This window comes from Streptomyces sp. NPDC094448 (assembly GCF_044763775.1).
Classification (GTDB): domain Bacteria; phylum Actinomycetota; class Actinomycetes; order Streptomycetales; family Streptomycetaceae; genus Streptomyces.
The window spans coordinates 156974-182088 of record NZ_JBIWGU010000001.1; the positions used below are offsets into that span (position 1 = coordinate 156974).

Annotated in this window: 19 protein-coding genes; 11 read left to right on the top strand and 8 right to left on the bottom strand. The window is 68.3% G+C overall.

The genetic code is table 11. The features are described 5' to 3' along the window. Positions 1-125: 125 nt before the first annotated feature. A complete protein-coding gene (locus tag ACIQ9E_RS00640) occupies positions 126-3983 on the bottom strand; it encodes an AAA domain-containing protein (RefSeq protein ID WP_403699748.1) in 3858 nt (1285 codons plus the stop codon). Further along, a complete protein-coding gene (locus tag ACIQ9E_RS00645) occupies positions 3980-4372 on the bottom strand; it encodes a hypothetical protein (protein WP_403699751.1) in 393 nt (130 codons plus the stop codon). The genes ACIQ9E_RS00640 and ACIQ9E_RS00645 overlap by 4 nt, the downstream gene beginning before the upstream one ends. 263 nt (positions 4373-4635) lie before the next feature. Between ACIQ9E_RS00645 and ACIQ9E_RS00650 the strand changes: the two genes are divergently transcribed. The 7 genes from ACIQ9E_RS00650 (at position 4636) to ACIQ9E_RS00680 (ending at position 10718) form a co-directional block, all read left to right on the top strand. After that, positions 4636-5487 carry a helix-turn-helix domain-containing protein gene (locus tag ACIQ9E_RS00650; RefSeq protein ID WP_403699754.1) on the top strand — a complete coding sequence of 284 codons (852 nt, stop codon included), beginning with the start codon at positions 4636-4638 and terminating at the stop codon, positions 5485-5487. Further along, complete coding sequence (locus tag ACIQ9E_RS00655; RefSeq protein ID WP_403699757.1) at positions 5484-5687, top strand: DUF397 domain-containing protein; 204 nt, start codon at positions 5484-5486, stop codon at positions 5685-5687. Before ACIQ9E_RS00650 ends, ACIQ9E_RS00655 begins: the two co-directional genes overlap by 4 nt. A gap of 122 nt (positions 5688-5809) precedes the next feature. After that, positions 5810-6046 (top strand): hypothetical protein, encoded by a 237-nt coding sequence (locus ACIQ9E_RS00660; protein WP_403699761.1) that lies wholly within the window; start codon positions 5810-5812, stop codon positions 6044-6046. A 272-nt stretch (positions 6047-6318) separates the two neighbouring features. Continuing rightward, positions 6319-7614 (top strand): cation:proton antiporter, encoded by a 1296-nt coding sequence (locus ACIQ9E_RS00665; protein WP_403699764.1) that lies wholly within the window; start codon positions 6319-6321, stop codon positions 7612-7614. Positions 7615-8129: 515 nt separating this feature from the next. After that, positions 8130-8519 carry a carboxymuconolactone decarboxylase family protein gene (locus ACIQ9E_RS00670; protein ID WP_403699767.1) on the top strand — a complete coding sequence of 130 codons (390 nt, stop codon included), beginning with the start codon at positions 8130-8132 and terminating at the stop codon, positions 8517-8519. Between the two features lie 160 nt (positions 8520-8679). Beyond that, positions 8680-9435, top strand: a complete 756-nt coding sequence (locus tag ACIQ9E_RS00675; RefSeq protein WP_403699771.1) for a class I SAM-dependent methyltransferase — start codon at positions 8680-8682, stop codon at positions 9433-9435. Between the two features lie 8 nt (positions 9436-9443). Beyond that, on the top strand, positions 9444-10718 hold the full coding sequence (locus ACIQ9E_RS00680; protein WP_403699774.1) for a DegT/DnrJ/EryC1/StrS family aminotransferase: 1275 nt from the start codon (positions 9444-9446) through the stop codon (positions 10716-10718). A gap of 363 nt (positions 10719-11081) precedes the next feature. Here ACIQ9E_RS00680 and ACIQ9E_RS00685 read toward each other — a convergent pair whose 3' ends face one another. Then, positions 11082-12491 (bottom strand): MFS transporter, encoded by a 1410-nt coding sequence (locus ACIQ9E_RS00685; RefSeq protein WP_403699776.1) that lies wholly within the window; start codon positions 12489-12491, stop codon positions 11082-11084. Between the two features lie 493 nt (positions 12492-12984). Between ACIQ9E_RS00685 and ACIQ9E_RS00690 the strand changes: the two genes are divergently transcribed. Next, complete coding sequence (locus ACIQ9E_RS00690) at positions 12985-13977, top strand: radical SAM protein (protein ID WP_403699779.1); 993 nt, start codon at positions 12985-12987, stop codon at positions 13975-13977. Then, positions 13974-15248 carry a glycosyltransferase family 4 protein gene (locus ACIQ9E_RS00695; RefSeq protein ID WP_403699782.1) on the top strand — a complete coding sequence of 425 codons (1275 nt, stop codon included), beginning with the start codon at positions 13974-13976 and terminating at the stop codon, positions 15246-15248. The genes ACIQ9E_RS00690 and ACIQ9E_RS00695 overlap by 4 nt, the downstream gene beginning before the upstream one ends. Positions 15249-15353: 105 nt before the next feature. Here the strand turns inward: ACIQ9E_RS00695 and ACIQ9E_RS00700 are convergent, their stop codons facing one another. Genes ACIQ9E_RS00700 through ACIQ9E_RS00710 form a run of 3 tightly spaced genes read right to left on the bottom strand, consistent with a single transcriptional unit; the run spans position 15354 to position 18330 of the window. Next, positions 15354-16364, bottom strand: coding sequence for a zinc-binding dehydrogenase (locus ACIQ9E_RS00700; protein ID WP_403699785.1), 1011 nt, complete (start codon positions 16362-16364; stop codon positions 15354-15356). A gap of 11 nt (positions 16365-16375) precedes the next feature. After that, the gene (locus ACIQ9E_RS00705; RefSeq protein WP_403699788.1) at positions 16376-17119 is read right to left on the bottom strand and encodes a TylF/MycF/NovP-related O-methyltransferase; all 744 of its coding nucleotides are present in this window, start codon (positions 17117-17119) and stop codon (positions 16376-16378) included. After that, complete coding sequence (locus tag ACIQ9E_RS00710) at positions 17116-18330, bottom strand: radical SAM protein (protein WP_403701252.1); 1215 nt, start codon at positions 18328-18330, stop codon at positions 17116-17118. Before ACIQ9E_RS00710 ends, ACIQ9E_RS00705 begins: the two co-directional genes overlap by 4 nt. 1062 nt (positions 18331-19392) lie before the next feature. Here ACIQ9E_RS00710 and ACIQ9E_RS00715 point away from each other — a divergent pair. Together ACIQ9E_RS00715 and ACIQ9E_RS00720 are read left to right on the top strand one after the other, a co-directional pair. Further along, entirely contained in the window at positions 19393-20574 is a 1182-nt protein-coding gene (locus ACIQ9E_RS00715) for a 2-deoxy-scyllo-inosose synthase (protein WP_403699791.1), read from the top strand. Further along, complete coding sequence (locus ACIQ9E_RS00720; protein ID WP_403699794.1) at positions 20571-22178, top strand: FAD-dependent oxidoreductase; 1608 nt, start codon at positions 20571-20573, stop codon at positions 22176-22178. Before ACIQ9E_RS00715 ends, ACIQ9E_RS00720 begins: the two co-directional genes overlap by 4 nt. A gap of 8 nt (positions 22179-22186) precedes the next feature. Here ACIQ9E_RS00720 and ACIQ9E_RS00725 read toward each other — a convergent pair whose 3' ends face one another. Beyond that, positions 22187-23065, bottom strand: coding sequence for a hypothetical protein (locus tag ACIQ9E_RS00725; RefSeq protein ID WP_403699797.1), 879 nt, complete (start codon positions 23063-23065; stop codon positions 22187-22189). 61 nt (positions 23066-23126) lie between these two features. Continuing rightward, positions 23127-24893: a hypothetical protein gene (locus ACIQ9E_RS00730; protein WP_403699800.1), complete on the bottom strand. Its 1767-nt coding sequence runs from the start codon at positions 24891-24893 to the stop codon at positions 23127-23129. Positions 24894-25115: the final 222 nt, after the last annotated feature.

Sequence of the window (25115 nt, forward strand, 5' to 3'; positions counted from 1 at the left end):
GCACCCCGCCGGGCCGGGGCCCGGACGGAACGGGCCGTGCCGAGATCCGGCTCCCGGCCGGCGGCATATCGCGTACGCCGTCCGGGCGCTGCGGGCCCGAGCCCGCAGCGCCGTACTCCACCGGCTCAGGAGAGAAGAGGTTCCACCATCGAGTCACCCGCCAGGATCCGCCAGGCCGGGATCCGGACCGTCCGGGTGACCGGCCCGGGTTTCGCTCCGAAGCCACCGGACGGCAGCCCCGTCAGCAGATCCCCGCGCGCATGGGCCAGCCGCAGATGACGGGCCGGGTCGATCGCGTGGCCGGGGCCGGTGTCGATGAGCACCGCGGTGTTCCCCTCGTCGGTGGTGAACAGCAGATCCACGGTCTGTCCGCCGACCACGGCAGCGCGTTCGAGTGCGGTGTGTCCGCGCTCGCCGAGGTACTGCTGGAGCCGGTCCGCCAGTTCCTCCCGGAGTCCGGCCGCCGGCTTCGCCGCCGCGGCCGCGCCGGAACCGGGTGACATCCCGGCGCCCAGCAGCTCCGAGCGTTCGGCCAGCAGCGCCGGGAGCCCTGCCTGACCCAGCCAGAAGCCATGGCTGCCGACCGTGATCAGCTGCGATTTGGCGCGGGTGATCGCGACGTTCCAGAGGTTGACCTGACTCGACACCCAGTGCGTCGTCCGCGGCGGGGTGTTGCCGGTGGCCACCGGGCTGAGCACCATAACATCGCGCTGTCCGCCCTGGAAGGCGTGCACGGTACCGACCCGTACCCGGTCGTCGTCCGCCCAGATCCGTGCCAGGGCGTCCTTCTGCGCCCTGAAGGGCGTCACGACGCCGATCGTCGCGTCCTCGGGCAGCCGGAGGAGGAGTTCGTCGACGGTCTCCCGGATCCGCCCGGCCTCCGCCGCATTGCGCCAGGACTGCCCGCCCGCACCCTGGGCGGACTCGCCATGGGGTACGTCCACCCACCCCAGCACCGGTGCCGGGTCCACCGCCCCCGCCGGGTCCGCCGCCGGGACCTGGCGCCGGACATCGGTGAGGACCTGCAACTGTCCCGCGTAGCAGTACCCGTTGACGATATCCGCGATCTGCGGGTGACAGCGGTAGTGCTCGTCCAGGAGCAGGGCCGCGTCACCGTGCTGAGCGGCCGCGTGGTACGAGGCGTATGTGGTGTACGCCAGCCGGTGGTCCTCCAGTTGTGCCGCGCTCAGCCCGGCCCGGGTCCTTGCCTGCCTCTCCTGCTCGGGGGTGACCCCCGGGATATGCCCGAGCTGCATGGGATCCCCGATGATCAGCGCGCGTTCCGCCCTGAAGAGCAGCGGCAGCACCGAGGGGATCGAACACTGGCTCGCCTCGTCGATCACGACGAGGTCGAAGAGTTTCGGTACGAGGTCGAGCTGACGCACCGAATGCGTGCTGACGGCCCAGCCCTTCAGATGCGCCATCAGATTGCGCTGGCTCTTCTGGAACCCGGAGCGCCGGAGCAGCGCTTGGTGCCGCTGGCTCATCAGGGAGCGTCCGCGGATCATCGCTTCGGCGGCCACGGCCGCGGCCAGTTCGCCGGAGATCTTCGGCAGGGCGGCGCCGCTCTCCAGCCGCGCCTGCTTCAGCGCCTCCTCGTCCCGTTCGAGATGCCCGGCCGTCAGCTCCCGGATCTGCGCCTCCACGGCCGCCGCGTCCGCGAGCGACAGCAGGAGGCCGGGCGGAGCGGGGCGGTCGGTGGCCCAGGCCGGCCGGGGTGCGGCCGGGGTCTCCCCCACCGCGGCGGCGAAGGCGGCCAGCGCCCGCCCCCTGCGCCACGGTCCGAACGCGAACCACGGTGCGGTGGCGGCCCTGCGGGTCCGCTCCTCCCAGCGGGAGAGCGCGGCACCTTCGTCGGCCCACGCTGCTCGGAGCAGATCCACGGGAAGCTCCAGCTGCTCCGCCCGCCGGGCCCGTTCCCGGACCAGTTCCAGCAGCTGTTTCTCCTCGCCGATCAGCCGGGCCGCTTCCTCCCGCTGTGCGGCTATCAGGGCCCGGAGGCTCCGCAGTTCACCGGCGACGGTCGCCGAGCCCCGGGCCGGGGCCGGGACCGGGCCGTCCAGCAGCTTGCGGAGCTTCTCGGCCTCGCGTTGCAGCGCTTCGGCGTTCCCGGTGCGCATCAGCAGCCCCGGGGAGATCGCGTCGCAGCGTTCGGCGACCACGTTCACGGCCTCGTTGTTGGTGGAGGCGACGAGCACGGACTGACCGGCGGTGACGGCCGTGGTGACGACGGCGGTGACGACCTCGCTCTTGCCGGTCCCGGGCGGACCGGTCGCCACCGTCAGCGGCCGGGTCATCGCCGAGATCACCACCTGCTCCTGGCTCTCGTTGCACGGCCCCGGCGCCACGACGACGGGCACGCCGTCTTCGGCGGCGGCGTCTTCTCCGCCGGTGAGCAGCGCGCCCAGCGCCGTACCCGGGATCTGCCCGGTCCGGCCGGAGATCTGGAGCAGGTTGTCGACCAGGGGCGCGGTCGCGAGGCGTTCCGCCCCACTGGGTGTCAGGAGTACGGCGGCGTTGTGCGCACCGGGCCTCAGCGAATCCATGACGGAGCGGTTGCTGAGCGCGGACAGGTCGAGGGGCTCCAGCTCGGAAAGCCCCAGCTCCGTGAGGAGTTCCCGGACGGCCCTGAGCATCTGGGCGCCGTTGCCCTCCTGCCAGTTCGGCTGCCAGCGGGCGATCAGGTCCGCCGCGGCGTCGTCGGCGAGTATCTCGGTGACCACACCGGTGTGCAGGGACGGCACTCCGGTGGGGCGGAGCAGGCCATGACCGTTCTCGTCGGGGGCGAGTTCCATCGGCTGGATCAGCAGGGGGGCGATCCGTACGGGCGAGCGGCGTCGCCCGTCGCCCTGCTCGGGAAGCGTGATCGCCGGATACCCGTACCAGTACTCCTGGGTACCGGGCCCGTCGGCCGGTGCGCCCCCGGTCTTCGGCTGGGGCAGCTCTCTCGGGGCGGGCAGCCCGGATCCGAGGCCGGACTGGATCGTTTCCGCGTCACGGGCCCACAGGAAGTACGCGGAACCCTGGCCCTTGTCCCGGTCGGGCATCATGCCTGCCGCCGCCTGGGCGCCGAGACAGTAGGCGTAGTAGCGCAGAAGCCGTTCCGGGTCGACTCCGTCCGTGGCGTCCTGCTGGGCGAGTTCCCGTGCCTTCAGCAGGGCCGGGGACGGCAGCGGAGTCCCCGCGGCGGCCTCGCGGGGCGGCGAGGGGAGGGTCACCGACCGGGCCACCGAGCGCGCCAGCGGTAGCGTGTGCGTGGCCCGGATCGTGGACTTGGTCGGACGCTGCTCCTCCGGTACCCCCTTGCGGACCATCTGCGCCGTCAGGTACTCGAACAGGTCGTCCGGTGTGATCCAGCCGCTCTCCTTGATCCGCCCGCTGCGCAGCCCTTCCACGATTTCGCCGGTGAAGCGGGAGGTGCCGAGTGAGGAGCCCTCGGGAGACATCGCCGACGCCGTCTGGAGGGCGTCGGAGGCGGTGATGAAGTAGACGCCGGTCGGCCGCAGCAGGGTGCTGGGCGCCGGGCGGTCGTCGCCCGAACCCTTGGCGGTCCAGCCCTGGACGACGGAGCCGCTGGAGCAGCAGTCCAGGAGGACGACCTTTGAGGAGGCCCGGCAGGACTGGAGCATGCGCTCCAGGAACTCGGCGGGTACGGCTGTTCCCGGCAGGTCGTCGGGGTCGGCGTCCCGGGTGAGGAAGTAGAGCTGGCCGTCGGCCTCGCAGTACTCCCCGTGCCCGCTGAAGTAGAGCAGCGCGGTCTCGCTGGCGCTGCGGGCCTCCAGGAACTCCTCGATGGCGTGCAGCATCTCGGCGCGGGTCGGCTCGGGGACCATCGCGCAGTCGTTGTACATACCGATCTCGGTGGCCTCCAGGACCGCCTGCATATAGTGCAGATCGGCCCGGACGGGCGGGAGGTCGTGGTACCGGTCGCTGTCGTAGGTGGATACGCCGATCAGCAGGGCGTACCGGTCGTTCTCACTCACCCGGCACCACCGGTCGTGTCCTCTGCGCCGTCGAGGAAGCGCTGTACGAGCTGGTCGTCGTCGCGTGCCTGCCGGCCGGTGACGCGGAGGGTGGCGCCGTCGGCCCGGGTGACGATGATGGTGCGCTGCGGTACGCGGACCAGCCAGATCTGGATGCCGGCGGCGACGAAGGAGCCGCCGCCGAAGACCAGGCTGATCACCTCGGTGACCGAGCCCTTGTCCCGGTCGTGGCCCGTCTCCCGGCGCGGGACGTGGAGCGCGGCCTGCGGATCGGCGCCGGAGAGGGCCGCGAGAAGCTCACGGGCGTCCTTGCGGGCGCGCAGCGGATCGTCGTCGACGAGATGGATGCGGGCCCGGTCGGCGGCCGGATCGGTGTAGGTGGTGCTCACGTTCGTTGTCCCCCTTGAGTCCCCGTGGAGTGCGCACACGGACCGCCCAGGCTATCGACCGCCTCGTACCGTCGAGGCTTCGGTATCCGAAACCTCCCGGTCGATGACGCGAATCGGACTACGGGGGTCCCGGCGTCCGCCTACGGTACTTAAGGCACGGCGCGTGTACGAGCGGTAGCGGTAGGCGACCGGTCTGCTCGTGTACGCGGTACGGAGCGTGACGGCTGACGCGGACGGGCGTTGGCCGGTGGAGGTGATACGGCATGAACGACCCGACTCAGGACAACGATGCCGGTCAGAGCCCGGAGCCCGACCCCGGCGGCTCGGGCATCCTGCGTGTCTTCGGCCGCCAGTTGAAGCGCTTCAGACTCCGGGCGGGCCTGGAACGGACCGATGTCGGGGACCGGCTGGGCTACTCGGCCTCCACGATCGCCGCCTATGAACAGGGCCGCCGGGTGCCCCCGCCGAAGTTCATCGACCGGGTCGACGAGTTGCTGGACGCGGGCGGTGTGCTGGTGGAGATGAAGGAGGAGGTGGCGCGGTCGCAGTATCCGGCGTTCTTCCGCGATGCGGCGCGGTTGGAGGCGGAGGCGGTCGAGCTGCATGTGTACGCGAACCAGGCGGTGCCGGGGCTGTTGCAGACGGCGGAGTACGCGCATGCGGTGTTCGGGATGCGACGTCCGCTGCTGGATGAGGAGACCATCGCCGCTCGGGTGGCTGCTCGAATGGTCAGGCAGGAGATCGTCAACCGTCCTCCCCTGCCCACTGTCAGCTTCGTCATCGAAGAGGCGGTGATGCGTCGACCACTTGGCGGGGTATCGGTGATGCGAGCACAGTTGGAACAGATCATGTTGATCGGGCTGCGGCGCAACGTGGCCGTGCAGATCATGCCGACGGAGCGCAACGACCATGCTGCGCTGAGCGGACCGTTCACCTTGATCGAGACCACCCAAGAGCGCAGGATCGCCTACGTGGAGGTTCATAGGCACAGTCGCCTCCATACGGAGCGCGAGCACGTTCGAGAGTTGGAGGAGCAGTATGGGCTTCTCCGCGCGCAAGCGCTCACTCCGCACGATTCGCTGGCGTTGATCGAGAAGCTACTGGGAGACAGATGAATACCAATCAGTCCGTGTGTGGTTTTGCCGGACTTGCCTGGTTCAAGAGTAGCTACAGCAGCGGCGAGGGCGGCGAATGCATCGAGGTAGCCACAGACTCACACGCTATTCACGTGCGTGACTCCAAGGATACGGCTCGCGCGAGCCTGAGGGTTAGCGCGTCCGCCTGGGGCATATTTGTGGGCTTTGCAGCCCGGTAGACTGACCAGAAGCCACAAAGGCGCCCCGTACACGAAAGGTGTCCGGGGCGTCTTGCACCACGTTGCTGCCTCGCGCGTGGGAGGCAGCGTCCATCGCCCGGAGGGTGCGGAGCAGGAGAGCCGTGGCCAACGGGTGCTCGGAGTCGGGGGCGGGCATCTGGCTGATCGGGCCGGCTTTCACACCGCGGCGCATGGAGTCGCTGCGGCCCGCGATCGAGGCCGTCGTCACCGACCTCCTGGACGGTCTGGAGGCGCTGGACGACCGTGCGGACGGCGCGGCAGTCGATCTGCGGGCGCACTGTCGTGCCGGCGGACGAGGAGAACGCCCCGGACCCGCAGCCGTCGTTCATCGGCAGTGACGTCATCGCCCTGCCCGTTCTCCTGCGCCCGCAGGGCCGCGCGGCGCGGTGAACCGGCCGTCCCGGTGAGCACCGGCCGTCCCGGTGAACACGGACCGCCCCTCCCGATACGGACGGCGTCGATCCGCCGCCCACGCCGCGTGCCGTGACACACCACAGGAGGGGCCGCCACGACGGCGGCCCCCGGGCCGGGGCCGCGCCGCCGCCGCACACCCGCCCGCGTGTTTCGCTCGCATGTTCAAGCAGCGTCGAACGAGGAAAGACACGAGTACATGACCAGCCACCAATTACAGATTCTCTTCCTCGACATCGCGCTGATCCTCGTCCTGGCCAGAGGACTCGGCTATCTCGCGACCAGAGTCAAACAGCCGCCGGTCGTCGGCGAGATCCTCGCGGGCGTGCTCCTCGGCCCCACTCTGTTCAACGGAGCGATCAGCGAGGCGCTCTTCCCCGAGGACGTACGCCCGATCCTCGCCGGCATGGCCAACCTCGGTGTCGCCCTGTTCATGTTCGCCGTCGGACTGGAGATCGAGAGCAAGACGCTCAGGGGCTACGGGCGGGTCACCGTGGTGTCGGCGCTCGGCTCGACCCTGCTGCCGTTCGTCCTTGGCATCGGACTCGCCTTCGTCCTGCTGATCCGGCACGACGCCCCGAACACGGGAGCGTTCGTGGTCTTCATCGGTCTGGCCGTGTCGGTGACGGCCTTCCCCGTGCTGGCCCGCATCCTCACCGACCGGGGGCTGAGCCGTACGGCCATCGGCGGTATCGCCCTGGCCACGGCCGCGTTCGTCGATGTGGTCGCCTGGACCGTGCTCGCCGGGGTCAGCGCGTCCGTCGGCACGGAGGAGAACTTCTGGCTGATCACCCTCGCCCTGCCGTATCTGGCGGTCCTGCTGTTCGTCGTACGGCCGCTCCTGGCCCACTTCCTCGCGCCGGGCGGTAGACCGGCACCGGCCACCCCGCTCAAGTTCGCCGTCGTGGTGATCGGCGCCCTGCTGTCGGCCGCGGCGACCGAGGCGATGGGACTGCACCACATCTTCGGCGCCTTTCTCTTCGGACTGGTCGTACCGCGCGAGGGAGCGGCGGCGCTGCGCGCCGACATCCACGACCGCACCGGGCATCTGACCTCACTGCTGCTCCCCATCTACTTCGTCGTCGCCGGACTCAAGGTGGACCTGGGCGGCATCGGCATGTCCGGCCTGCTGGAACTCGGACTGATTCTGCTCGTCGCCGTACTCGGCAAGTTCGGGGGGACCTATCTCGCCTGCCGGCTGCTCAAGCTGCCCCGGCGCTCCGCCGCGACCCTCGGGGCCCTGATGAACACCCGTGGTCTGACCGAGCTGGTCGTCCTGGGCGTGGGGGTCGAGCTGGGTCTGCTGGACGGCTCCCTGTACTCGCTGTTCGTGGTCATGGCCGTGGTCACCACCGTGATGACGGGCCCGCTGCTGTCGCTCATCGGGCCGAAGGCGGACGAGGAGGAGGGAACCGGCGAGACCTATGTCGCCACCGCGGCCGGTGCCGAGTCCGAACCCGCTCCGGTCAGAGACGGCTCCCGCGGACCGCTGTAGAAGGCCGTGATCCTGTTGTCGGGGGCGCTGGAGCACCGGGGGCGGTCGCTCCGGTGCCCCGCCGCGGCGCCGTCGAAGAGCGCAGCGAAATCGGATTGGTGAATCTGAATCGTGGGTAAACACACCGGCCGCACCATTCGCCGTGTACCGGGATACCGCTGCTCGGCACGGCGTCCGGGCGCCCCGCGATCGTACGGAACCGTACCCGTCCGTCCTCGGGAATCAGGCCCAAGCGGTTCGCCCACACCCGCGGACACCTGCTCCGACCTGCGAATCGGCAGGATCGGACACAGGTTCCGACACCTCGTCGGCGGGGCGTCGCCGTCGACTTCCACTCCTCGGAACAGAAACGGAACAGATAACTCCTCTCCAGTTCGAACGGAACATGGGCTATCGTGCCTTGATCGACGATCACTAGAGCTGGGAGCGATGTGACTCATCCACACGCGCAATCAAAAATCGTCCCCGGGGTGCGGTTAAAGGTCGACAAGTTGGCTCCGCATATCAACAAGGCAATGGACGCCCTCGACGTGGCAGGCGAAGAGGTGAGTCTGGAACTCTCCCTGCTGGAATTGATCCGCACTCGCGCCTCCCAGATCAACGGTTGCGCCTACTGCGTCGACGTACACAGCAAAGACGCGCAGGACAAGGGCGAGAGCGACCGGAGGCTCTTCGCCCTTCCCGTCTGGCGGGAGGCGCCGTTCTTCACCGCTCGCGAACGAGCCGCACTCGATCTGACCGAGGCCATGACGCGGTTGAGCGAAGGTCCGGTCGGCGATGACATTCTCGCCGCCGCTGCCGCCGAGTTCAGCGAACTGGAACTGAGCGAGATCATCTGGACGGTCGCGATCATCAACACCTGGAATCGCGTTGTCGCCACCGCCCGGCCCTGGCCTCTCGGCTGAGACAGCACGGGCCGCGCCCCGCAGAGGACCGTGGAAGAAAGGACGCGTCACACATATGACTTCGCGATTAGACTCCATACCCTCCATCGAAGCGAATGAGAATCCCGGTCACGGCCTTGCCGAATCCGAGGAATCAGTATTCGCGGACTTCGTCTCCCGTGTGAACCTCTCAGGCGCCGTCGTCGCCGAGATCGGCGGCTCGTTCCCGGCCTCCCTGCTGGCGGAGAACGGCCTTGCCAAGTGGTATTCGATCGACCCCAACAGGGAAGCCGGAATCAGTGAGTCGGGTATTCGCGAGGTGCTCGCTGCCCGCGCGGAGGACATTCCGCTGCCGGATGAGAGTGTCGACGCGGTCTTCTCCTGCAATGCCTTTCAGTTCATCAATGTGCCCGAGGCCCTCGCGGAGATCCGCCGGGTGCTGAGGCCGGGCGGCCTGCTCTACACGCATTTCGGGCCCATCTGGAGCGCCGCAGACGGCCATCAGCTGGAGTACGTACGGTACGGGGACCGGGATCTGGCCTTCTGGCGGGACACCCTGCTGCCGCCGTGGTCCCATCTGAGCTACCCGCCGGAGGAGCTGCGGGCGCTGCTGCGCAGCGGACTGCCAGAGGACCTGGCCGATCTGCTGGTGTGGCATGTGCACGAGAGCGACACCGTCAACCGTATGTTCCTGGAGGACTATGTGGCCGCTGCACTCGACAGCGGCCTGCGCTGGGACACGGTGGCCGCATCGGCCCACCTGGACTACGAGATCGTGCCGCCCCGCTTCGATCCGGCTCTCCTGCGCGAGGTGACCCGGGCGGATGTGGCCGCCGCCGTCTCCGAGCGCCGTGGGCGTCCCACCCAGATCGGCGCGCGCGACGTACTGATGATCCTGCAGAAAGACACCGCTCCGGCTGCTGATCCCGACGTATGAGGAGTCCCATGTCCAAGCTTGCCCTGCACGGCGGTGACCCGGTCCGTTCCCGGCAGTCCGCCTGGCCGGCCTGGCCCCAGTACGACGAGGACACCGAGCGGGAGCTGATAGCCGCTCTCCGGTCCCGCCGCTGGGGTCTGAGCTGGCCCAGTGACGGGACCCAGGCGCGCGAGCGCCGCCTCGCGGCGGCCTTCGCACAGTACAACGGCGTCCCCTACTGCGTGAGTGTCGACCACGGTTCCAGCGCCCTCCTGGTCGCGCTGGAGGCGCTGGACATCGGTCCCGGCGACGAGGTCATCGTGCCCGTGATGACCTGGGTGGCCCCGGTCTCCACCGTCCTGCGGGTCGGGGCGCTGCCGGTGGTCGTCGATGTCGACCCGGAGACGGGATGCATCACCCCCGAAGCGATCAAGGCCGCGCTCTCGGAGAAGACGAAGGCCGTGGTCGTGGTGCATCTCGCGGCCACGGTCGCGGACCTCGACGGGATCACCCGGGTCGTCGAAGAGGCCGGGATCTCCCTCATCGAGGACTGTGCGCAGGCGCACGGTGCCAAGTGGCGCGGCCGGTCCGTCGGTACCTTCGGAGCCCTGGGAGCGTTCAGCTTCCAGAACGGCAAGGTGCTCACCGGCGGCGAGGGCGGCGCGGTGATCACCTCCGACGAGCGCCTCTACCACCGGGTCCAGCAGCTGCGGGCCGACTCCCGGAGGTACCCGGACGCCGAGGTCGTGGCCGGAGGCCATGAGCTCGAAGAGGTCGGCGAGGTGATGGGCGGCAACTACTGCATGTCGGAGCTGTCCGCCGGCGTCCTGCTCGATCAGCTGCCCCGACTCGATGGCCAGCACGAGCACCGCGAGAAGGTGGCGGCCGTGCTGGAGACCGGACTCGCCGCGCTGGGGGACTTCGGACCCATCCCGGTTCCGGAGCAGGTCGACCGGCGCTCCATCTACGAGTACGGCGTCCGGTTCCGCCCGGGAACCTTCGGGGACGTACCGGCGCAGCGCGTCGCCGACGCGGTCAGCGCGGAGCTGCACATGGCCTGGTGGCCGCCGGATCTGCCGCTGCACCGCAGCGTCATGCTGCACCCGCACACCAAACGGCGGTTCGCCCCCGTCTGGACCGAGGAAGGGCGCCGGCGGGCACTCGGCCGCACCTACGAGGGAGCGGAGCGGTACCGCGACACCACCCTGGTCTTCCACCACCAGGCGCTGCTCGGCGGTGTCGAGGAGGCCCAGGACATGGTCCGTGCGCTGGAGAAGGTACGGGCTCTGAGCCGGCACCTCTGAACCTCCGGCGCACCCGGTGCCGTCGACCGCCCATGACACCGGGACCTCAGGTGCGGATGAAGGACCAGGCCCCTTCGGGCGGATCCGGACCGCTATCGGCGACGTCCCGGGTCCTGCCGGTGAACGCCGGACCGCGCTCAGTGGGTCCGGGATCCGGGGTCCGTGAACGGCGCGGTGCTGCGACCGGCACCGCGCCGAACCCCGTGCCCGGCTACCGGGGCGTGCCGTTCGCGGTGCCGCCGCCGAACGGCCGAGCCGTCGACCGCCCGCCGACGCCCGGGGAACTCCCGGGCGTCGGCAGCGGCGGAACTCCGGAGCGGAGGACCACCCCCGTCGGCTCGGATCCGGAATCCCGCTGCTGGATCACCGACTCTGTTCGGCAGCCGCGGTCGCGGATTCCCCGGGCTCGGGCGCCGAGGGCCGGGCCGCAGCGGGACGGCGTGGCCGCAGCACGGTGAGGGCGATGGCCAGGCAGCCCAGGACGAAGCCGACGGTGATGCCGAACGCGAGCTGGTATCCACCGGTCAGGGCTTCCTGCTGGTTCTTGCCCTCGGCCAGCAGATCAGCGGTTCGGGAGGTGGAGGAGGCGGCCAGGACGGCGACCCCCAGCGCGCCACCGAACTGCTGCATGGTGCTGACCAGCCCGCCGGCCAGACCCGCGTCCTCGGGCGGGGCGTCCTCCATGGCCAGCGCCGTAAGTGCCGGCATGACCAGACCGCCGCCGGCTCCGAGGAGAAGCATCGCGGGGAGGAAGTCCACCAGGAAGGAGCCGTCCACGGGGAGACGGGTCAGCAGTGCCAGGCCGGCGACGACGGGGATCAGGCCGACCACCAGCATCATGCGGTTGCCGAAGCGCGCGTTGAGCTTCGCCGAGAAGCCGAGCGAGATGACCGCCGTCACCAGGGACATGGGGAGGAAGACCAGACCGATCTTCAGGGCGTCGTAGCCGAGTACCAGCTGGAGGTAGAGGGCGCCGATGAAGAACATGCTGAAGGCGGCCGCCACGTACAGCCCCTGAACGGCGTTCGCGGCGGACAGCTGAGAGGACTTGAAGAGACCCAGCCGCAGCAGGGGCTGGGCGGCCTTCGCCTCGCGTATGACGAACGCGGTCAGCAGGAGCAGCGCGACAGTGCCGAGGCCGAGCGTGTGGGCGGAGATCCAACCGTGCTCCGCGACCTTGACGATGGTGTAGATGCCGAGCATCAGACCCGATGCCACCAGGAGAGCACCGAGGAAGTCGGTCCGCCGGTCGATGCCCGGTCCCCGGTCGTCCTCCAGGACCAACAGGGCGACCACCACGGCGGCCGCGCCGACGGGAAGGTTGATGAAGAAGATCCAGCGCCAGCTCAGGGCATCGGCCAGAACACCGCCGAGCACCAGACCGATTGATCCGGCTCCGGTGAGCACGAATCCGAAGATGCCGAAGGCCTTTCCGAGTTCACGCGGATCGGAGAACAGCGTGACCATCTTCCCCAGGATCACTCCGGTTGCCAGGGCTCCGCCGACTCCCTGAATGAAACGGGAGACAATGAGCGCCGTCTGATCGTTGGACAGTCCACAGAGCGCCGATGCGACGGTGAACAGCACCAGACCGATCAGGAACATGCGCTTACGCCCGACGAGGTCGCCCAGCCGTCCCGAAAGTAACAGAAGGCTGCCGAAGGGGATAACGAAGGCGTTCACCACCCAGGACAAGTTGTCCTGAGTGAAATCGAGTTCCTGCTGGAGCGTGGGAAGGGCGACATTGACCACGGTTCCGTCGGTAATGATCATAAACATGCCCGTGCAGAGCACGCCAAAACTAAGCCAACGGGAGTTGGTCCCCGCCGGCGCGGAGTCGGTCACGCGGAAAACCTCCAAATGCAGCTGCATGTAAGGGAGTTGAGGGCTATAGTGAGTCTAGCGGCTCGTGATCCTGAGTGCATCACTTCGAGTTCTTAATGACGAGCTTTCTCCACGCTGGCCTGAACGAGTCGGACCCTGGCGAGGATCCCGACGGTGATGGCGGTCGGTGCAGCAGGTTTCGCGCTCTCGTGCCAGGATTCAATACGGCAACGGAAGGGGTATGGACGATGCCTATCGCCGCCGTCCCGGTATCTGCTCCGGGCTTTCCATACCCACCACCTCCTCACCTCACTGCCGCGCGCAACGGATGACCTTCCCCCCACTGCATCATGTGGGTTCAAGGTCTCGCGCCGGGTGCGTGTGCTCAGCCATGGGTCGTGTGCGTCGTCCGCTATCGCTCTCATTCATCCGAAACAGGTAAATGATGGATACGAATGATTCCGCAACCGCCGCAACCGCCATTTGGGATCGATTTCCCAGCCATCAGCGATTAGCAATCAACTTCACCCTCACATGCAATCTGGCCTGCGCCCACTGCATCGTGGAATCCAGCCCGCAGCGCACCGAACGCCTGACTCCCGACGATGTCAAGTCCGCACTCACCACCGCGGAACGCGGCGGTAAGAAGCACGTCACCTTCAGTGGAGGCGAGGTGTTCCTCTTCCGCAAGGAGATGATCGAGGTCATCACCTTTGCGCGGAGCCTCGGATTCGTCGTGGATGTCGAGACCAATGGTTTCTGGGCGCGGAACGAATCCATGGCACGAGACCGCCTCGCCCCGTTCGTCCGAGCCGGCATATCCGGTCTGTCGGTGAGTGCCGACGCCTACCACGTGCGGTACTTCCCCGTGCGGCGTGCCATCGACGCGGTACGGGCCGGGCGTTCGTACGGTCTGCTCACCGAGATCAACTTCTGCCCGTCCCAGGAGCAGGAGACGGATGCGCAGATCATCGCCGAGCTGAACGCGGCAGGCGAACCGTTCATCCACAACGAACTGCTGATCCGCGGGCGCGGCAAGGACCTTCTCCAGCTGGATGAGGGGCGCCCGGTCGCCGAGCTGCCGGAGTGCGACAGCCTCACCACCACCGTGCATGCCACCGGCGACGTCTATGCCTGTTGCGAACTCGACATCAGTACGGACGCAATGAAGCGCACACCCGTATTCCTCGGTCCCATCGACTCGACACCCGAGGGCACGGCCGAACAGCGGGAGCGGGAAGACCTCGTGAAGGAGTTCTACAACCCGGACTCCGCCATCTACTTCCGGAAGATGATCGAGGTCAATCCGTTGTTCACGGAATTGTCCGCCGATCGGTACCAGAGTATTTGCGACTTCTGCATGAAAGCGCTCGGTGATCCGAAGCGTATCGAATCCCTGCGCGAGACGGTGAAGGAAAGGTCGGCCACACCATGACCAATTCGAACGGGGGGAACCGCCCGCTCCGAGTGCTCAGACTCACTCCGCACTACTACTGGCCACAGCTCGCGAAAACATCCTGGCCCGTCAAGTTCGACGCCATAGGCGGAATGCAGTCGCAGATCACCCGGCTGACCCAGGCGCTGGATGCCGAGGACGTCGAGCAGACGGTCCTGACGCTCCGGCTCCCCGGTGCTCCCCGGCGCTGGCGGATATCGGATCGCACCGAGATCCTCGGAGTGCGGGTACCGGTACTCCCGCTGCGCTCACGCATCCGCGGAATGGTCGATCTCAATCTCTCCTGGGCGCTGGGGGTGCTGCACCATCTGCTGCGCACCCGCCGCCGACCGGACCTGCTGCACGTCCACTGCAGTGGCGTGATCATCCCGCCACTGCTTGGCTGGTTCCTCTGCCGTCTGCTGAGAGTGCCACTGGTCCTCACCGTGCACTGCTCGATCATCGTGACCTACCACCCGATGAACACCCTGGACCGCCTTCTGCAGCCGTTCGCCCGCTGGGTCGAGGAGCGGGCCATGCGCGCAGCCGCGCGTACCATCACCCTGACGCCTCGTACCATTCCGCTGCTGATGAAGCGCAGCGGGCGGACCGAAGACGCCTTCGCGGTGCTGCCGGACGTCATTGATGCCGACGGCTTTGCCGCGCGGGCCACACCGGAGGCCGTCGAGGCGGTCCGGCGCCGCTGGGATCTCCCCCCGGGCAGGGCCACGATCGGCTATGTCGGACGCCTGGCACGGGAGAAGGGCTGGCCGATCATTCTCGACATCGCGGAGGAGCTACGAGACGAGCCCCTCCACTGGCTGATCTGCGGAGACGGCAACGAGCGCGATCTGTTCGAACAGGACATCGCCCGGCGGGGCCTGACCGACCGGGTGACCGTCACCGGCTATGTCCCCAACGAGGACATACCGGCGGTGATGAAGGCCATGGACCTGCTGCTGGTGGCCCCGATTCACGAGGAGTTCGGCAGCGTCATGCTGGAGGCCATGGCTGTCAAACTGCCGATCATCGCGGTGGGCGTGGGCGGTGTGGCGAACGTACTGGAGAACGGCGCTCTCGGCTGGCTCGTGCCGGAACGCACTCCCGAGGCGTTTGCCGAGGGCATCCGGAAGGCGATGTCCGATGCGGAGTGGCGGACCACCGCCGCGGAACGGGCCGTCAAGGCGGTCCGGGCGCACTACGACCTCGACACGGTCGCATCGAGGACGGCGGAGCTGTACCGGGCCGTCGTCCCGGGGGACGGCGGCTGAAGAGGTCCGGTGACGGCAATCAGCCGGGGTTCGCGGTGGAGACCGCGAACCCCGGCTGATCTGCTGCCACGAGGAAGGGAGCGGAGTCGGCGCCGGCGTCCTCCGTCACACCGTCTGCGCGGCCTCGGTGGTGAAGACGGTCCGCAGGGGAGCGTCGCCCCCGCGGTCCTTGAGCACCGACCGGTACTCGGACATCGGCAGATTCTCGTCGAGCAGCGGACCCAACCGCACCGTGCCGTCGAGGACCAGCTCCAGGGCCTTGTCGAGCTGGTCGTATCCCGACAGCACCCCGTGGACGGTCACCTCGCGGAGCATGACCGTGCTCGGCTCGAAACGGGTCGCCTCCTCGCCGGAGTAACCGACCAGCACATAGTCCCCACCGGGACGCGTTGCCCGGAGACCGTCCGGGAACACCGAGGCCACACCCGTCGCGTCGAAGACGACCTCCGGGAGAGCACTCTCCAGCTCGGCCAGTGAGGGGACCGGCTCAAGCCCCAGCTCGGCCGCCAGACGACGCCGGCGCACCTCCGGCTCCGCCACGGTCACCGACCGGGCGCCGGCCGCCCGGGCGAGCTGGCCGATGAGCAGGCCGATGGTGCCCGCACCGATCACACCGACCGAGCGGCCGGAGAGACCGGGCCCCCGCTCGACGGCATGCAGGGCGACGCAGAGCGGCTCCAGCAGACAGCCCTCGGCGCCGGAGAGGGCGTCGGGCAGCAACCGGAGGTTGGCGGCCGGGATCGTGAACGCCTCGGCGAAGGCCCCTGGCCTGGTGAAGCCGACCTCGTCGAGATCCTGGCAGAGGTTGAACGCTCCCTCGGCGCACCGCTCGCACTTCCGGCACGGGGTGATGCCGTCGCCGACCACGGCTCTGCCCACCAGCTCGGGCCGGTCCGGGGCCGAGAGAACCCGTCCGGCCCATTCATGGCCGGGGATCACCGGATAGTCCGCGTCGTGCAGAGTGCCGCGCAAGAGCCGCAGATCGGTGCCGCACACTGCCACATGTGTGACCGCGACGAGAGCTTCCCCCGGCCCGGGAACGGGCCTGGGGATCCGTTCGAGCCCGTGTGCCAGCGGTCCGCGGACCACCAGGGCCAGCATGTCCGGTTCGCTCACCGTCACCGGCCTCACGCGTCCGGGTTGATGCTGTCACCGGTGCGGTGGACGAAGAACGCCCGCCCGTGCCATCCGTAGCGCAGGAACTCGCTGTACTCGTAGAACCCGTCGGTACGCTGGAAGCACTCCCGCATGGCGCGGCGCATGCCGAAGCGGGGGTTGGCCCGATTGCAGTTGTAGTCGTCGAGGAGCAGCACGGCGCCGTCCGGCATGAGCTTGTTGCCCAGCAGGTGGTCGAGAACCTCGACGGAGGACGAGTACAGGTCGCAGTCGAGGTTGGCTATCGCGACCTCGTGTCCGACCGGATGGTGGACGAGGGAGTCCTCGAACATGCCGGGGACGACCGACCAGCCCGTGTCACCGAAGCGCCGGGTGAACTCCCGGCGCAGCATGTCCTCCGTACCGGGCGGCGAGGCGTCCTCGTTCTCCCGCCAGTAGCCGCTGTGGGCGACCTCGTAGGAGATTGCATCCACGGCATTCACACTCTTGGGGAACCCGCTGAAGGAGTCGTAGACATAGAGATGCCGCGGGAAGATCTCGGTGTAGAAATCATCCTGGGCGTCGAACTCCTTGATGAGGTCGGCAAGCATGAGAGCGCTGAAGCCCTCGTAGCATCCGAATTCAGCGACGGCGCCCGGAATATGACTTCCGTAGACGTACTCGAAGGTGAAACGGAATGCTTCGCCATATACCTTGTTCGCCCGGCTGAGGTCCTGGTAAGTGGCGTTGGAAACTTGCACCGAGCTGGTTGTCATTCTGCTCCCACCACGGTCGCGGGCCCGATCTCGTACAGGGCAGGGTCCACGTCGATGTCCATGATCAGCTCACAGCAGCGGTGACAGACCGGCTGGAGTCCATTCTTGATGGTTTCGCGCATCTTGGTGTACGTGTCTCCCTGGAACACCTCGCCCAGCGAGGAGTCACGGAGGGAACCCATCACGGTGTCCGGGAAGGTCGTGCAGCTGATCACCTGGCCGTTGGGGAGGACGGACGTCTGCGCCCACAGCTTCTTGCAGGTGGTGTCACGCACGATCTTGCGCCATTCCGGCGTGAAGAACTTGCTCTTGTCGGAATTCTTGTAGCGCGTGGGGGCGATGAGGACCTCGACCGCGTCCGAGCGGACCATCATCTCGTCCATCAGCTCTTCGAGCCTGGCGGGGACGATGTCCTTGTGCTGGTGCTCGTTGCAGAAGCCGGCCCAGGACATGAAAGGCTGACCGGTGACGGCTTCGAAGGCGGGCCGCGAGGCCTTGCCCTCTTCCCTGGTGAAATAGCTGGCGAGGTCGACGCTGACGGTCGGGACGCCAAGCGATTCGGCAAGAGTGACCATGTCCGGCAGGGATTCGTAGTTCATGCCGGTCACGGTGAAGTTCATCGCGATGTTCGGGCCCCGGCCCGCCTTGCGGCTGGCTTCCTGGAGGGCCTGGAGTCCGGCGATGGCGCGTTCGAACGATTTCCGCCCGCGAATGGGGTTGTTGATCTCCGCGGTCGGACCGTCGATCGAGACGTAGACGTCGTCGATGCCCGCCTCGACGAGTCCCTCGGCGAATCGCGGCAGCAGGGTCGCGTTCGTGCTCATATCGAGATTGCAGTCCGGAATCCGGGTCTTCGCCTCACGGACCAGCTCGATGATCTTCGGGTGCATCAGGGGCTCGCCGCCCATGATGGTCAAATATGTCTTCTGGCCCGAGCCGACGGCGAGTTCGTCGACCAGACCGTTCCACATCTCAACGGATATCTGATCGCGCTTGACTTCCTCCATCCACACGCTCTCGGCGGCGGAGTCGCCGTACATCCAGCACTCACGGCACGTCAGATTGCATACCCAGTTCACAAAGACGGTGACATGGCGTGGAACTGTCGGGAGTAAAGGTAAGTTGACCACTGGGCTCCTTCGAGCTCTCGGCGATGACACCGACTGGGCCGCAGGTACTGTCGGGCGGCTTTCTGAATCGGCGCGCGTCATCGCAATGGGCAAGCACTACAGCAGAAGACCGGAGGCATCGCGAAGGATGCCGGGGAATGGGAACGGTGAGTCGATTCCCAGGGATGTATCTGCCACCGGCGTGGCCAGGTGAAACCAGCCCGGATCACCCTGAAGTCATGATGCCGTGACGCATCCCCCATGTCACGCGGATTCGGCCGCGACGTTGCCCCCGTCCCCGGAACAATCGTCCGCACAACTGGCTGACCAGGCCGCACGATTCGGGGCGCCACTGAGTATGCTACGAAGTGCGCACTTTAGCCATGGGAGTCGCGGCACTTCTTGCCGGGTCGCCTATGCGCAGCAGGCCGAGACGGCGTCCGGACCGTTCGTGTTTCACGGGTTTCCGCGCAGTTCAGGGCCTGGTTGCCGACAGTGAGACGGACGGGTGGCGGCGGGTGGCCGGGGCCGCCCGTACGGGCCGAACGCCATCCGGAAACAGCCGGGGAACCACGGGCCGGAATGTTCCGCGGCGGGGCCGGCGGCGGCTTCCGGGCGGCCGGCACCGGCCGCGCCGGACCCACCGCACAGCCGGCCTGCGGGATCGGGGCGGCCCACCGCCACCGGCTTGCGCCCTCGCGAGCCGGCCCACACCTGCGCACACCCGTCGGCCCCTGCCCCGAGGCGTCCGGGGACGCCTCCCGCGCCCCACCGCACACCGGCGCGGGTGTGCGGCCGCGGTGACGGCAACCCACCGGGCGATCGCGCAGCGTGACGGAACTACTGCATGTAGTTGCGGAATCTCGGCTTTCTGGATCGTTCTGCCCACAACAGAACATCAAATGGGTACGTTGTTTGACTACATCTGCCAGACTGACTCGAGTCGGCCCGGGAGACCGCCGACATCGCAGGGGTTTTCTGTCCCTTCGGCGACACGGGGATGCCGACGTCCGGTGCTGGGTACGCACCGACGTGTCGAGAGCGCGACCGGACCCACCCCCTCCGGTACCCGTGCCGTTGATGAACTCTGCACCCATGCCCTGCTCCGGACCCACAGGGGCGGGCATCGACCTGTTTCGAGACGGGAGATGATGGATGGTCAGTGTGAGTGAAGCCGCTACCGGTACGGACGGCGGCAACTGGCACGTAAGAACAGTCCGGATCGGGGAAGTCGAGTTCCCTTACCACTACGGGGTCGACTGTGCGGACCGGATCCTGCAGGAGCTGGCGGGCCTCGGCGCCGACCGGTTCATCGTGGTCACGGACGACACCGTGCTCAAGCTGCACGGCGACAGGTTACTTCCCGGACTGCGCGCGATCGTACCCGTCGAGGTACTGAGCCAACAGCCCGGTGAACATATGAAGTCCCTTGCCCAGCTGGCCGATTACGCCGAGCGGACCCTGGGCGCGCATGCCACCCGGCGCACCGTCGTCATCGCGTTCGGCGGGGGAGTACCGGGAAACCTCGCGGGCCTGTTGTCCGCTCTGATCTTCCGTGGTGTGCGTCTGGTCCACATACCGACCACCACGGTCTCCGCGATGGACTCGGTGCTCTCGCTCAAGCAGGCCATCAACAGCTCGCTCGGCAAGAACCACATAGGAACCTACTACTCCCCCCTGGCTGTCTACACCGATATCCGCATGCTCGCCACGCTGCCGGAGCGGGAACTCCGCTCAGGGCTGTGCGAAGCCGCGAAAAACTGTCTGGCCATCGCCCCCGACGCCCTCCCGGGGCTGCGCAAGGTTCTGGCCGAAGGCGGTCTGAACAGCCCGGATTCGCTGCTGTGGCTGCTCGACGAGAGCATCCGTGCGAAGACCGAGGTGACGGCCCGGGACACGCACGAACAACGGGCCGCCCTGGTGCTCGAATACGGACACACCGCCGGTCACGCGGTGGAGCTGGCGGACCACAGGCTCCGCGGCTCCGCGGGACTCTCGCACGGGGAGTCGATCGCGCTGGGGATGATCGTCGCGGCCAGGATCTCCTCTGCGCGCGGCTGGCTGTCCCGCAAATGCGTCGATGAGCACGAGGAGATCGTCTCCGCTCTCGGCGCGCCCCTGGCGCTGCCCGGGAGGATGACGGTCGACGACGTCATGAACGTGGTCCGGGACGACAACAAACGCGGCTATCTGCCGGCCGAGCCGGACACCGTGCCCTACGTCCTGCTGAAGGATCTCGGCGAACCCGCGGGATCCACGGACCTGCCCCTGGTCCCCGTGCGGCTGGCGGAGATCCGGGCCGCGCTGGAGAGCCTCGGCCGCGACGGCACCGGGGCGAGTGCATGACGCGAGCCTACGGCCCGGCCCCCACCGCTGAAGACCTCGCGGCGGACTACGACGTCTGCGTGGTGGGCAGCGGCGCGTCCGGCGCCCTGGTGGCCTGGTTGCTTGCGACCCGTGGGCTGTCGGTGGTCGTCGTGGAGCAGGGCGGGTTCGTCTCGGACGACGTCTCCTACGACGATGTGCTCGCTGCCTCCGAAGCGGCGTGGGTACGCCAGGAGAACGGAACCTGGGGCAAGGTCGGCTATCCCTGGACCACCTGCAACGTGGGCGGCGGCACCGTCTTCTACGGGGGAGCCTACTTCCGCAACCGGCCCGTCGACTTCGACCCGGAGCAAGCCCTGGGGCCGGGGGAGCTGCCCCTGCGCTGGCCCTGGGAGGCGGCCGAGCTGGACCCCTACTACACGGCGGTCGAGGAACTGGTCGGGGTCTCCGGCACAGCCGACTCGGATCCGACCCTGCCGCCGCGCGGCTCGGACTACCCCCTGCCACCGGTACCCACATCCCCCGAGGGGGTCCGGCTCACCACCGCGGCCACCCGCTTGGGCCTGCGCCCGTTCAGCACTCCGCTGGCCGTGGTCAGCAAGGACTTCCGGGAGCGGCCCGGCTGTCTCGCCGATGCCCCCTGCATCTGCCGCAAGTGCCCGATCGGCGCCAAGGGCGACGCGGTGACCCGCTTTCTGGAACCCGCCATGGCGAGCGGCGCCCGGCTCTTCGCCGGCCTCAAGGCGGTACGGCTGACCACAGACGGAACCCGCACGGCCCAGGCAGTCGAGTGCGTACGCATGGACACCGGCAGGCGCCATCTCGTGCGGGCCCGGCAGTTCGTGCTCTGCGCCAACGCCGTACAGACGGCGGCACTGCTGCTGCGCTCGGTCGGCGACCGGTACCCGCAGGGCCTCGGCAACACCCATGACCTGGTGGGTCGCGGGCTGTGCTTCAAACTGAGCGAGTACGTGCTGGGGTACGGCTACCAGGGTGCCGAAGGCGGGCCGGCGGGCAGCCAGGTGATGGGCAACGGCCCCTTCTCCACCTTCGCGGTGGCCGACTTCTACGAGGATCCGGCCGCACCCGGTGGTCTCGGCGGCCTGCTCTACGAGGCCCGCCCCGAACGGACCTACCGGCTCCGCCGGAACGAGCAGCTGCTGCGTATCGAGGCCCTGGTCCCCGACGAGCCCCAGCTCGGCAACCGGGTACGTCTGGGCACGGGCACCGACGCACACGGGGTGCCGGACGTGATGATGGACTACCAGGCACATCCACGGGATCTGGCCCGTCTGGAGTACATGGCGGAGCGCGGTTCGGAGCTGATCCGCGCGACCGGCTGCGAACTCGTCCTCAGGGAGCCGTCCGGCTGGGCCATGGGAAGCAGCCATCTCCACGGCACCTGCCGGATGGGCACCGATCCACGCAGCAGCGTGACCGATCCCGACGGGCGGCTGCACGACGCCGACAACGTCTATATCGGCGACGGTGCCGTGCTGCCGTATCCCGCCGGGACCAACCCGACGCTCACCATCCAGGCGGTGGCGCTGCGCACCGCGAGGAAACTGCTGGAGGACCGCTTCGCGGTCGGCGCACCGTCGATGGCGCAACTGCTCGACGGCTGACCGGAAGCTCAGGCGGCCGGCCGGACGTCCGGCTTCCACCGGTCGCCGAGGTACCGGGCCACGTCGTCGAAGTGGGCGACTGTGTACGGGTGGCAGCTGTCGGCCACCCGTACACACCGGCCCGTGGTCGTCATCCGGTCCGGCAGTTCCCGGTAGACCCGCTGGACCACGTGGCCCCGGGTGTCCTCCTCGCTCGTCAGCGGGAAGTCCAGCAGGCCGAGTTCGGTGAGATCCGGCTCGGTACCGGCCCAGGCCGCCACGGCGCCCAGCATCACCTGGATCCAGTACCGCTGGAACGTCCGGCGCAGCACCGGAACGTAGTCGGCGTAGTCGGCCGCCGGATCGTCGGCGCCACCCAGCCGGACGTCATCGCCCACGCGTCGCTCGGTCTCACCGCCGCGGCCCTGGAAGAGATAGCTGTAGCGAACGGCTATATCGCTCTGCACTCCGGCCAGATAGAGCGTCTCCCCGGACCGGACGCCATAGGCGTAGCCGAGGAAGCCGGGGCGTCCCGCGTCCATGAAGTTCCAGTCGGCCGCCTCCAGCATGCCCTGAGGCAGCAGCGCGGCGTCCGCCAGATAGCACCGCAGCGTGACCGGTGAGCCGAACTGCGGATATCTGCCGTCCGCGATGTCGTCGCAGGTGCCTTCCATGGCCGTCACGGCGAAACCGGCGCTCCGATAGCGGAAGCCGACCGGCGGAGAGATCGGGCCGGTGTGGTTGAAGGCGCGCAGCAGCTCGCCGAGCGGGACACCGATCTGCTCCGCGACCTCCTCCCGCGGCGTCGGATCGTCCACCCAGCGCCCGAGGAGTTCCCGCCGTGCGGGGGTGAGCCACGCATTGTCGTGCACCCAGCGCTTGAGGAAATCGCCGGGAGGCGGTGTCACCGTGGTCGTCCCCTCGGGGGCGGCGCACGCGTGACCGTGACCCACCCGCGCGGCCGTCCGGTCAGCCAACGTTCACCGACTCCGGGATCAGCACACCGTCGGTCTGCTCCTGGGCGCGCGTCCAGCCCAGCCCACGGGTGGCGGGGTGCTCGTCCGCCGGGGGCGGCAACGGGGCGGTGTGCAGCCGTCCGGCATGCACCAGCAGACGGTTCCAGTCGGACAGATCGAGGGTGACGAGATGGCGCCGGTGCTTCCTGGCGGCGTCGATCTCGCGGAAGCAGTCCTCGGTGAAATGGTGCTGGGGAGCCTCGGCGAACTCCTTCTCGCTGACCCGGATCCAGCTCTCGGTGTCCTCCTTGATGCCGTCGGCCAGTACCCGGATCGCCTCCTCGGGCGTCTTCCCGGCATCCCGCTGCTGCCAGTACCGCAGTACCCGGGAGCTGTGGCCGACCATCCCGGTGACCGAGTTGCCGCCGTTGATGAAGTGGCCGTTCCCGAAGGTCTCGCCCGCGACGACACCGTTGGGGGCCACCCGGGCGTCGTCCCCCACCCGCATGGTGATGGTCACCAGCTTGGGACCGTAGAAGGTGTTGATCCGCTTGAGTACCTTCTTGGGCAGCTCCAGCAGCTCCTCGGCCCGCTCCAGGAAGAACTCCTTCAGGAGCTGCTGGTAGGCGGCGAAGTAGCGGGGCGAGGAGTCGGACGTATCGCTGGAGACCATGCCCTTCGCCACCGGGTCGAAGGTCATGAACTCGGGCACCTGGACCATGATCCAGCCGACCTCGGGGTCGTTCTCGTGGCCGATGAGCATCTGGCGCGCCCAGTACTCGTCGTTGTCCTCGTCCCGCTCGGTGGAGATGCGGTACCGGAACCGGCCCTGGGCGTACATGCTGAAGAGCGTGGCCACGAAGTCCGCCGTGGCCGGCACCGGGCCGCGGCCGTCGCCGTGGTCGAGCACGACCGGCCGGGCCTGGTAGCCCAGTTGCTCGGCGTCCGTGCTCTCGGGGCCCTGGGCCACCATGAACAGCTCCGGCACGCCGATGTCGATGATCTCGGTGCCCGGTCGGCGGACATGGACGAAGTACCCGCGGAAGTCCAGCTCCTGAAGGGCCTCGACACGGATGCGCTTGCGGCCGTCGGGAGCATCCGCGAACCCGCCGCCGTCAGCGGCGGTGATGGCCCGGTGGGTGGAGAACAGGCGTACCCGGGGCTCCGTGCGGCCCGCCGCGGCGTCGATCTTGACCAGTGCCTCGAGATACCGCCGCATCAGGGTCAGCAGCTCGGCGGCCGACACCTGGAAGGGGAAGGTGTCCTGGAGGATCTCGGCGACATCGGTGCGGATCAGACCCGGATCCGGGACGTCGGGTATCTCGGCGGCCGGCAGCACCGTGACCGTGCGCGCGGGCTTCCCGTCCTTCCACCGGTCATCGACGAACTCGTTGTACTCCAGGTTGCCCGCAACCTTGAGCTCCTCGTCCTCGAAGTCGACGAAGCAGTCGATCACCTCCTCCACCGCGATGGTGCCGGTCACCGCACCCGGGCTGTGGAAGCACTCCGCGAGCCGCAGCAGCCGTCCGTCACCGCGCCGGGGCAGGCTCTCCTCCCCGTAACGTTCGATCATCATCGAGTCGATGAGCGCGAGTTGGTGGTAGGTGTCCGCGGCCACGTTCCAACCGGCTCCGGGGGACGGGTCGCCGCGCATCTCGACGCCCACCGCGCTGCGGCCCATGGCGACGCTCCAGAGCATGGCCATCATGTTGGTGCCGCCGAGACCCAGCGCCAGGAAATCCGGATCCAGAGCCTTGGGTAAAGCCTTGTCATTGCCCATCGTGTGGTTCTCCTTGCTGAGAGGACGAGCACGGTCGGGGTCGGTGCGCGGTCGGGACCGGGGATGAGGTTGTCGGGAGCCGTGGCCTCGCGGCCTGCCCCCGCCCGGCAGTGCGCCGGACGAGCCGCGCGGCACCCTCATACGGACGGGGCGGCGGTGGACTGCCGGCTTCGACGGGCGAGGCGGACGGTTCCCCGCCACCGGCGCGTCGGCATCTCGCAG

Coding starts and splice junctions, on each gene's coding strand:
- ACIQ9E_RS00650 (WP_403699754.1), top strand. CDS start 4,636: ATGAACGACCCGACTCAGGACAACGATGCCGGTCAGAGCCCGGAGCCC.
- ACIQ9E_RS00655 (WP_403699757.1), top strand. CDS start 5,484: ATGAATACCAATCAGTCCGTGTGTGGTTTTGCCGGACTTGCCTGGTTC.
- ACIQ9E_RS00665 (WP_403699764.1), top strand. CDS start 6,319: ATGACCAGCCACCAATTACAGATTCTCTTCCTCGACATCGCGCTGATC.
- ACIQ9E_RS00670 (WP_403699767.1), top strand. CDS start 8,130: ATGGACGCCCTCGACGTGGCAGGCGAAGAGGTGAGTCTGGAACTCTCC.
- ACIQ9E_RS00680 (WP_403699774.1), top strand. CDS start 9,444: ATGTCCAAGCTTGCCCTGCACGGCGGTGACCCGGTCCGTTCCCGGCAG.
- ACIQ9E_RS00685 (WP_403699776.1), bottom strand. CDS start 12,491: ATGATCATTACCGACGGAACCGTGGTCAATGTCGCCCTTCCCACGCTC.
- ACIQ9E_RS00690 (WP_403699779.1), top strand. CDS start 12,985: ATGATGGATACGAATGATTCCGCAACCGCCGCAACCGCCATTTGGGAT.
- ACIQ9E_RS00695 (WP_403699782.1), top strand. CDS start 13,974: ATGACCAATTCGAACGGGGGGAACCGCCCGCTCCGAGTGCTCAGACTC.
- ACIQ9E_RS00705 (WP_403699788.1), bottom strand. CDS start 17,119: ATGACAACCAGCTCGGTGCAAGTTTCCAACGCCACTTACCAGGACCTC.
- ACIQ9E_RS00710 (WP_403701252.1), bottom strand. CDS start 18,330: ATGACGCGCGCCGATTCAGAAAGCCGCCCGACAGTACCTGCGGCCCAG.
- ACIQ9E_RS00720 (WP_403699794.1), top strand. CDS start 20,571: ATGACGCGAGCCTACGGCCCGGCCCCCACCGCTGAAGACCTCGCGGCG.
- ACIQ9E_RS00730 (WP_403699800.1), bottom strand. CDS start 24,893: ATGGGCAATGACAAGGCTTTACCCAAGGCTCTGGATCCGGATTTCCTG.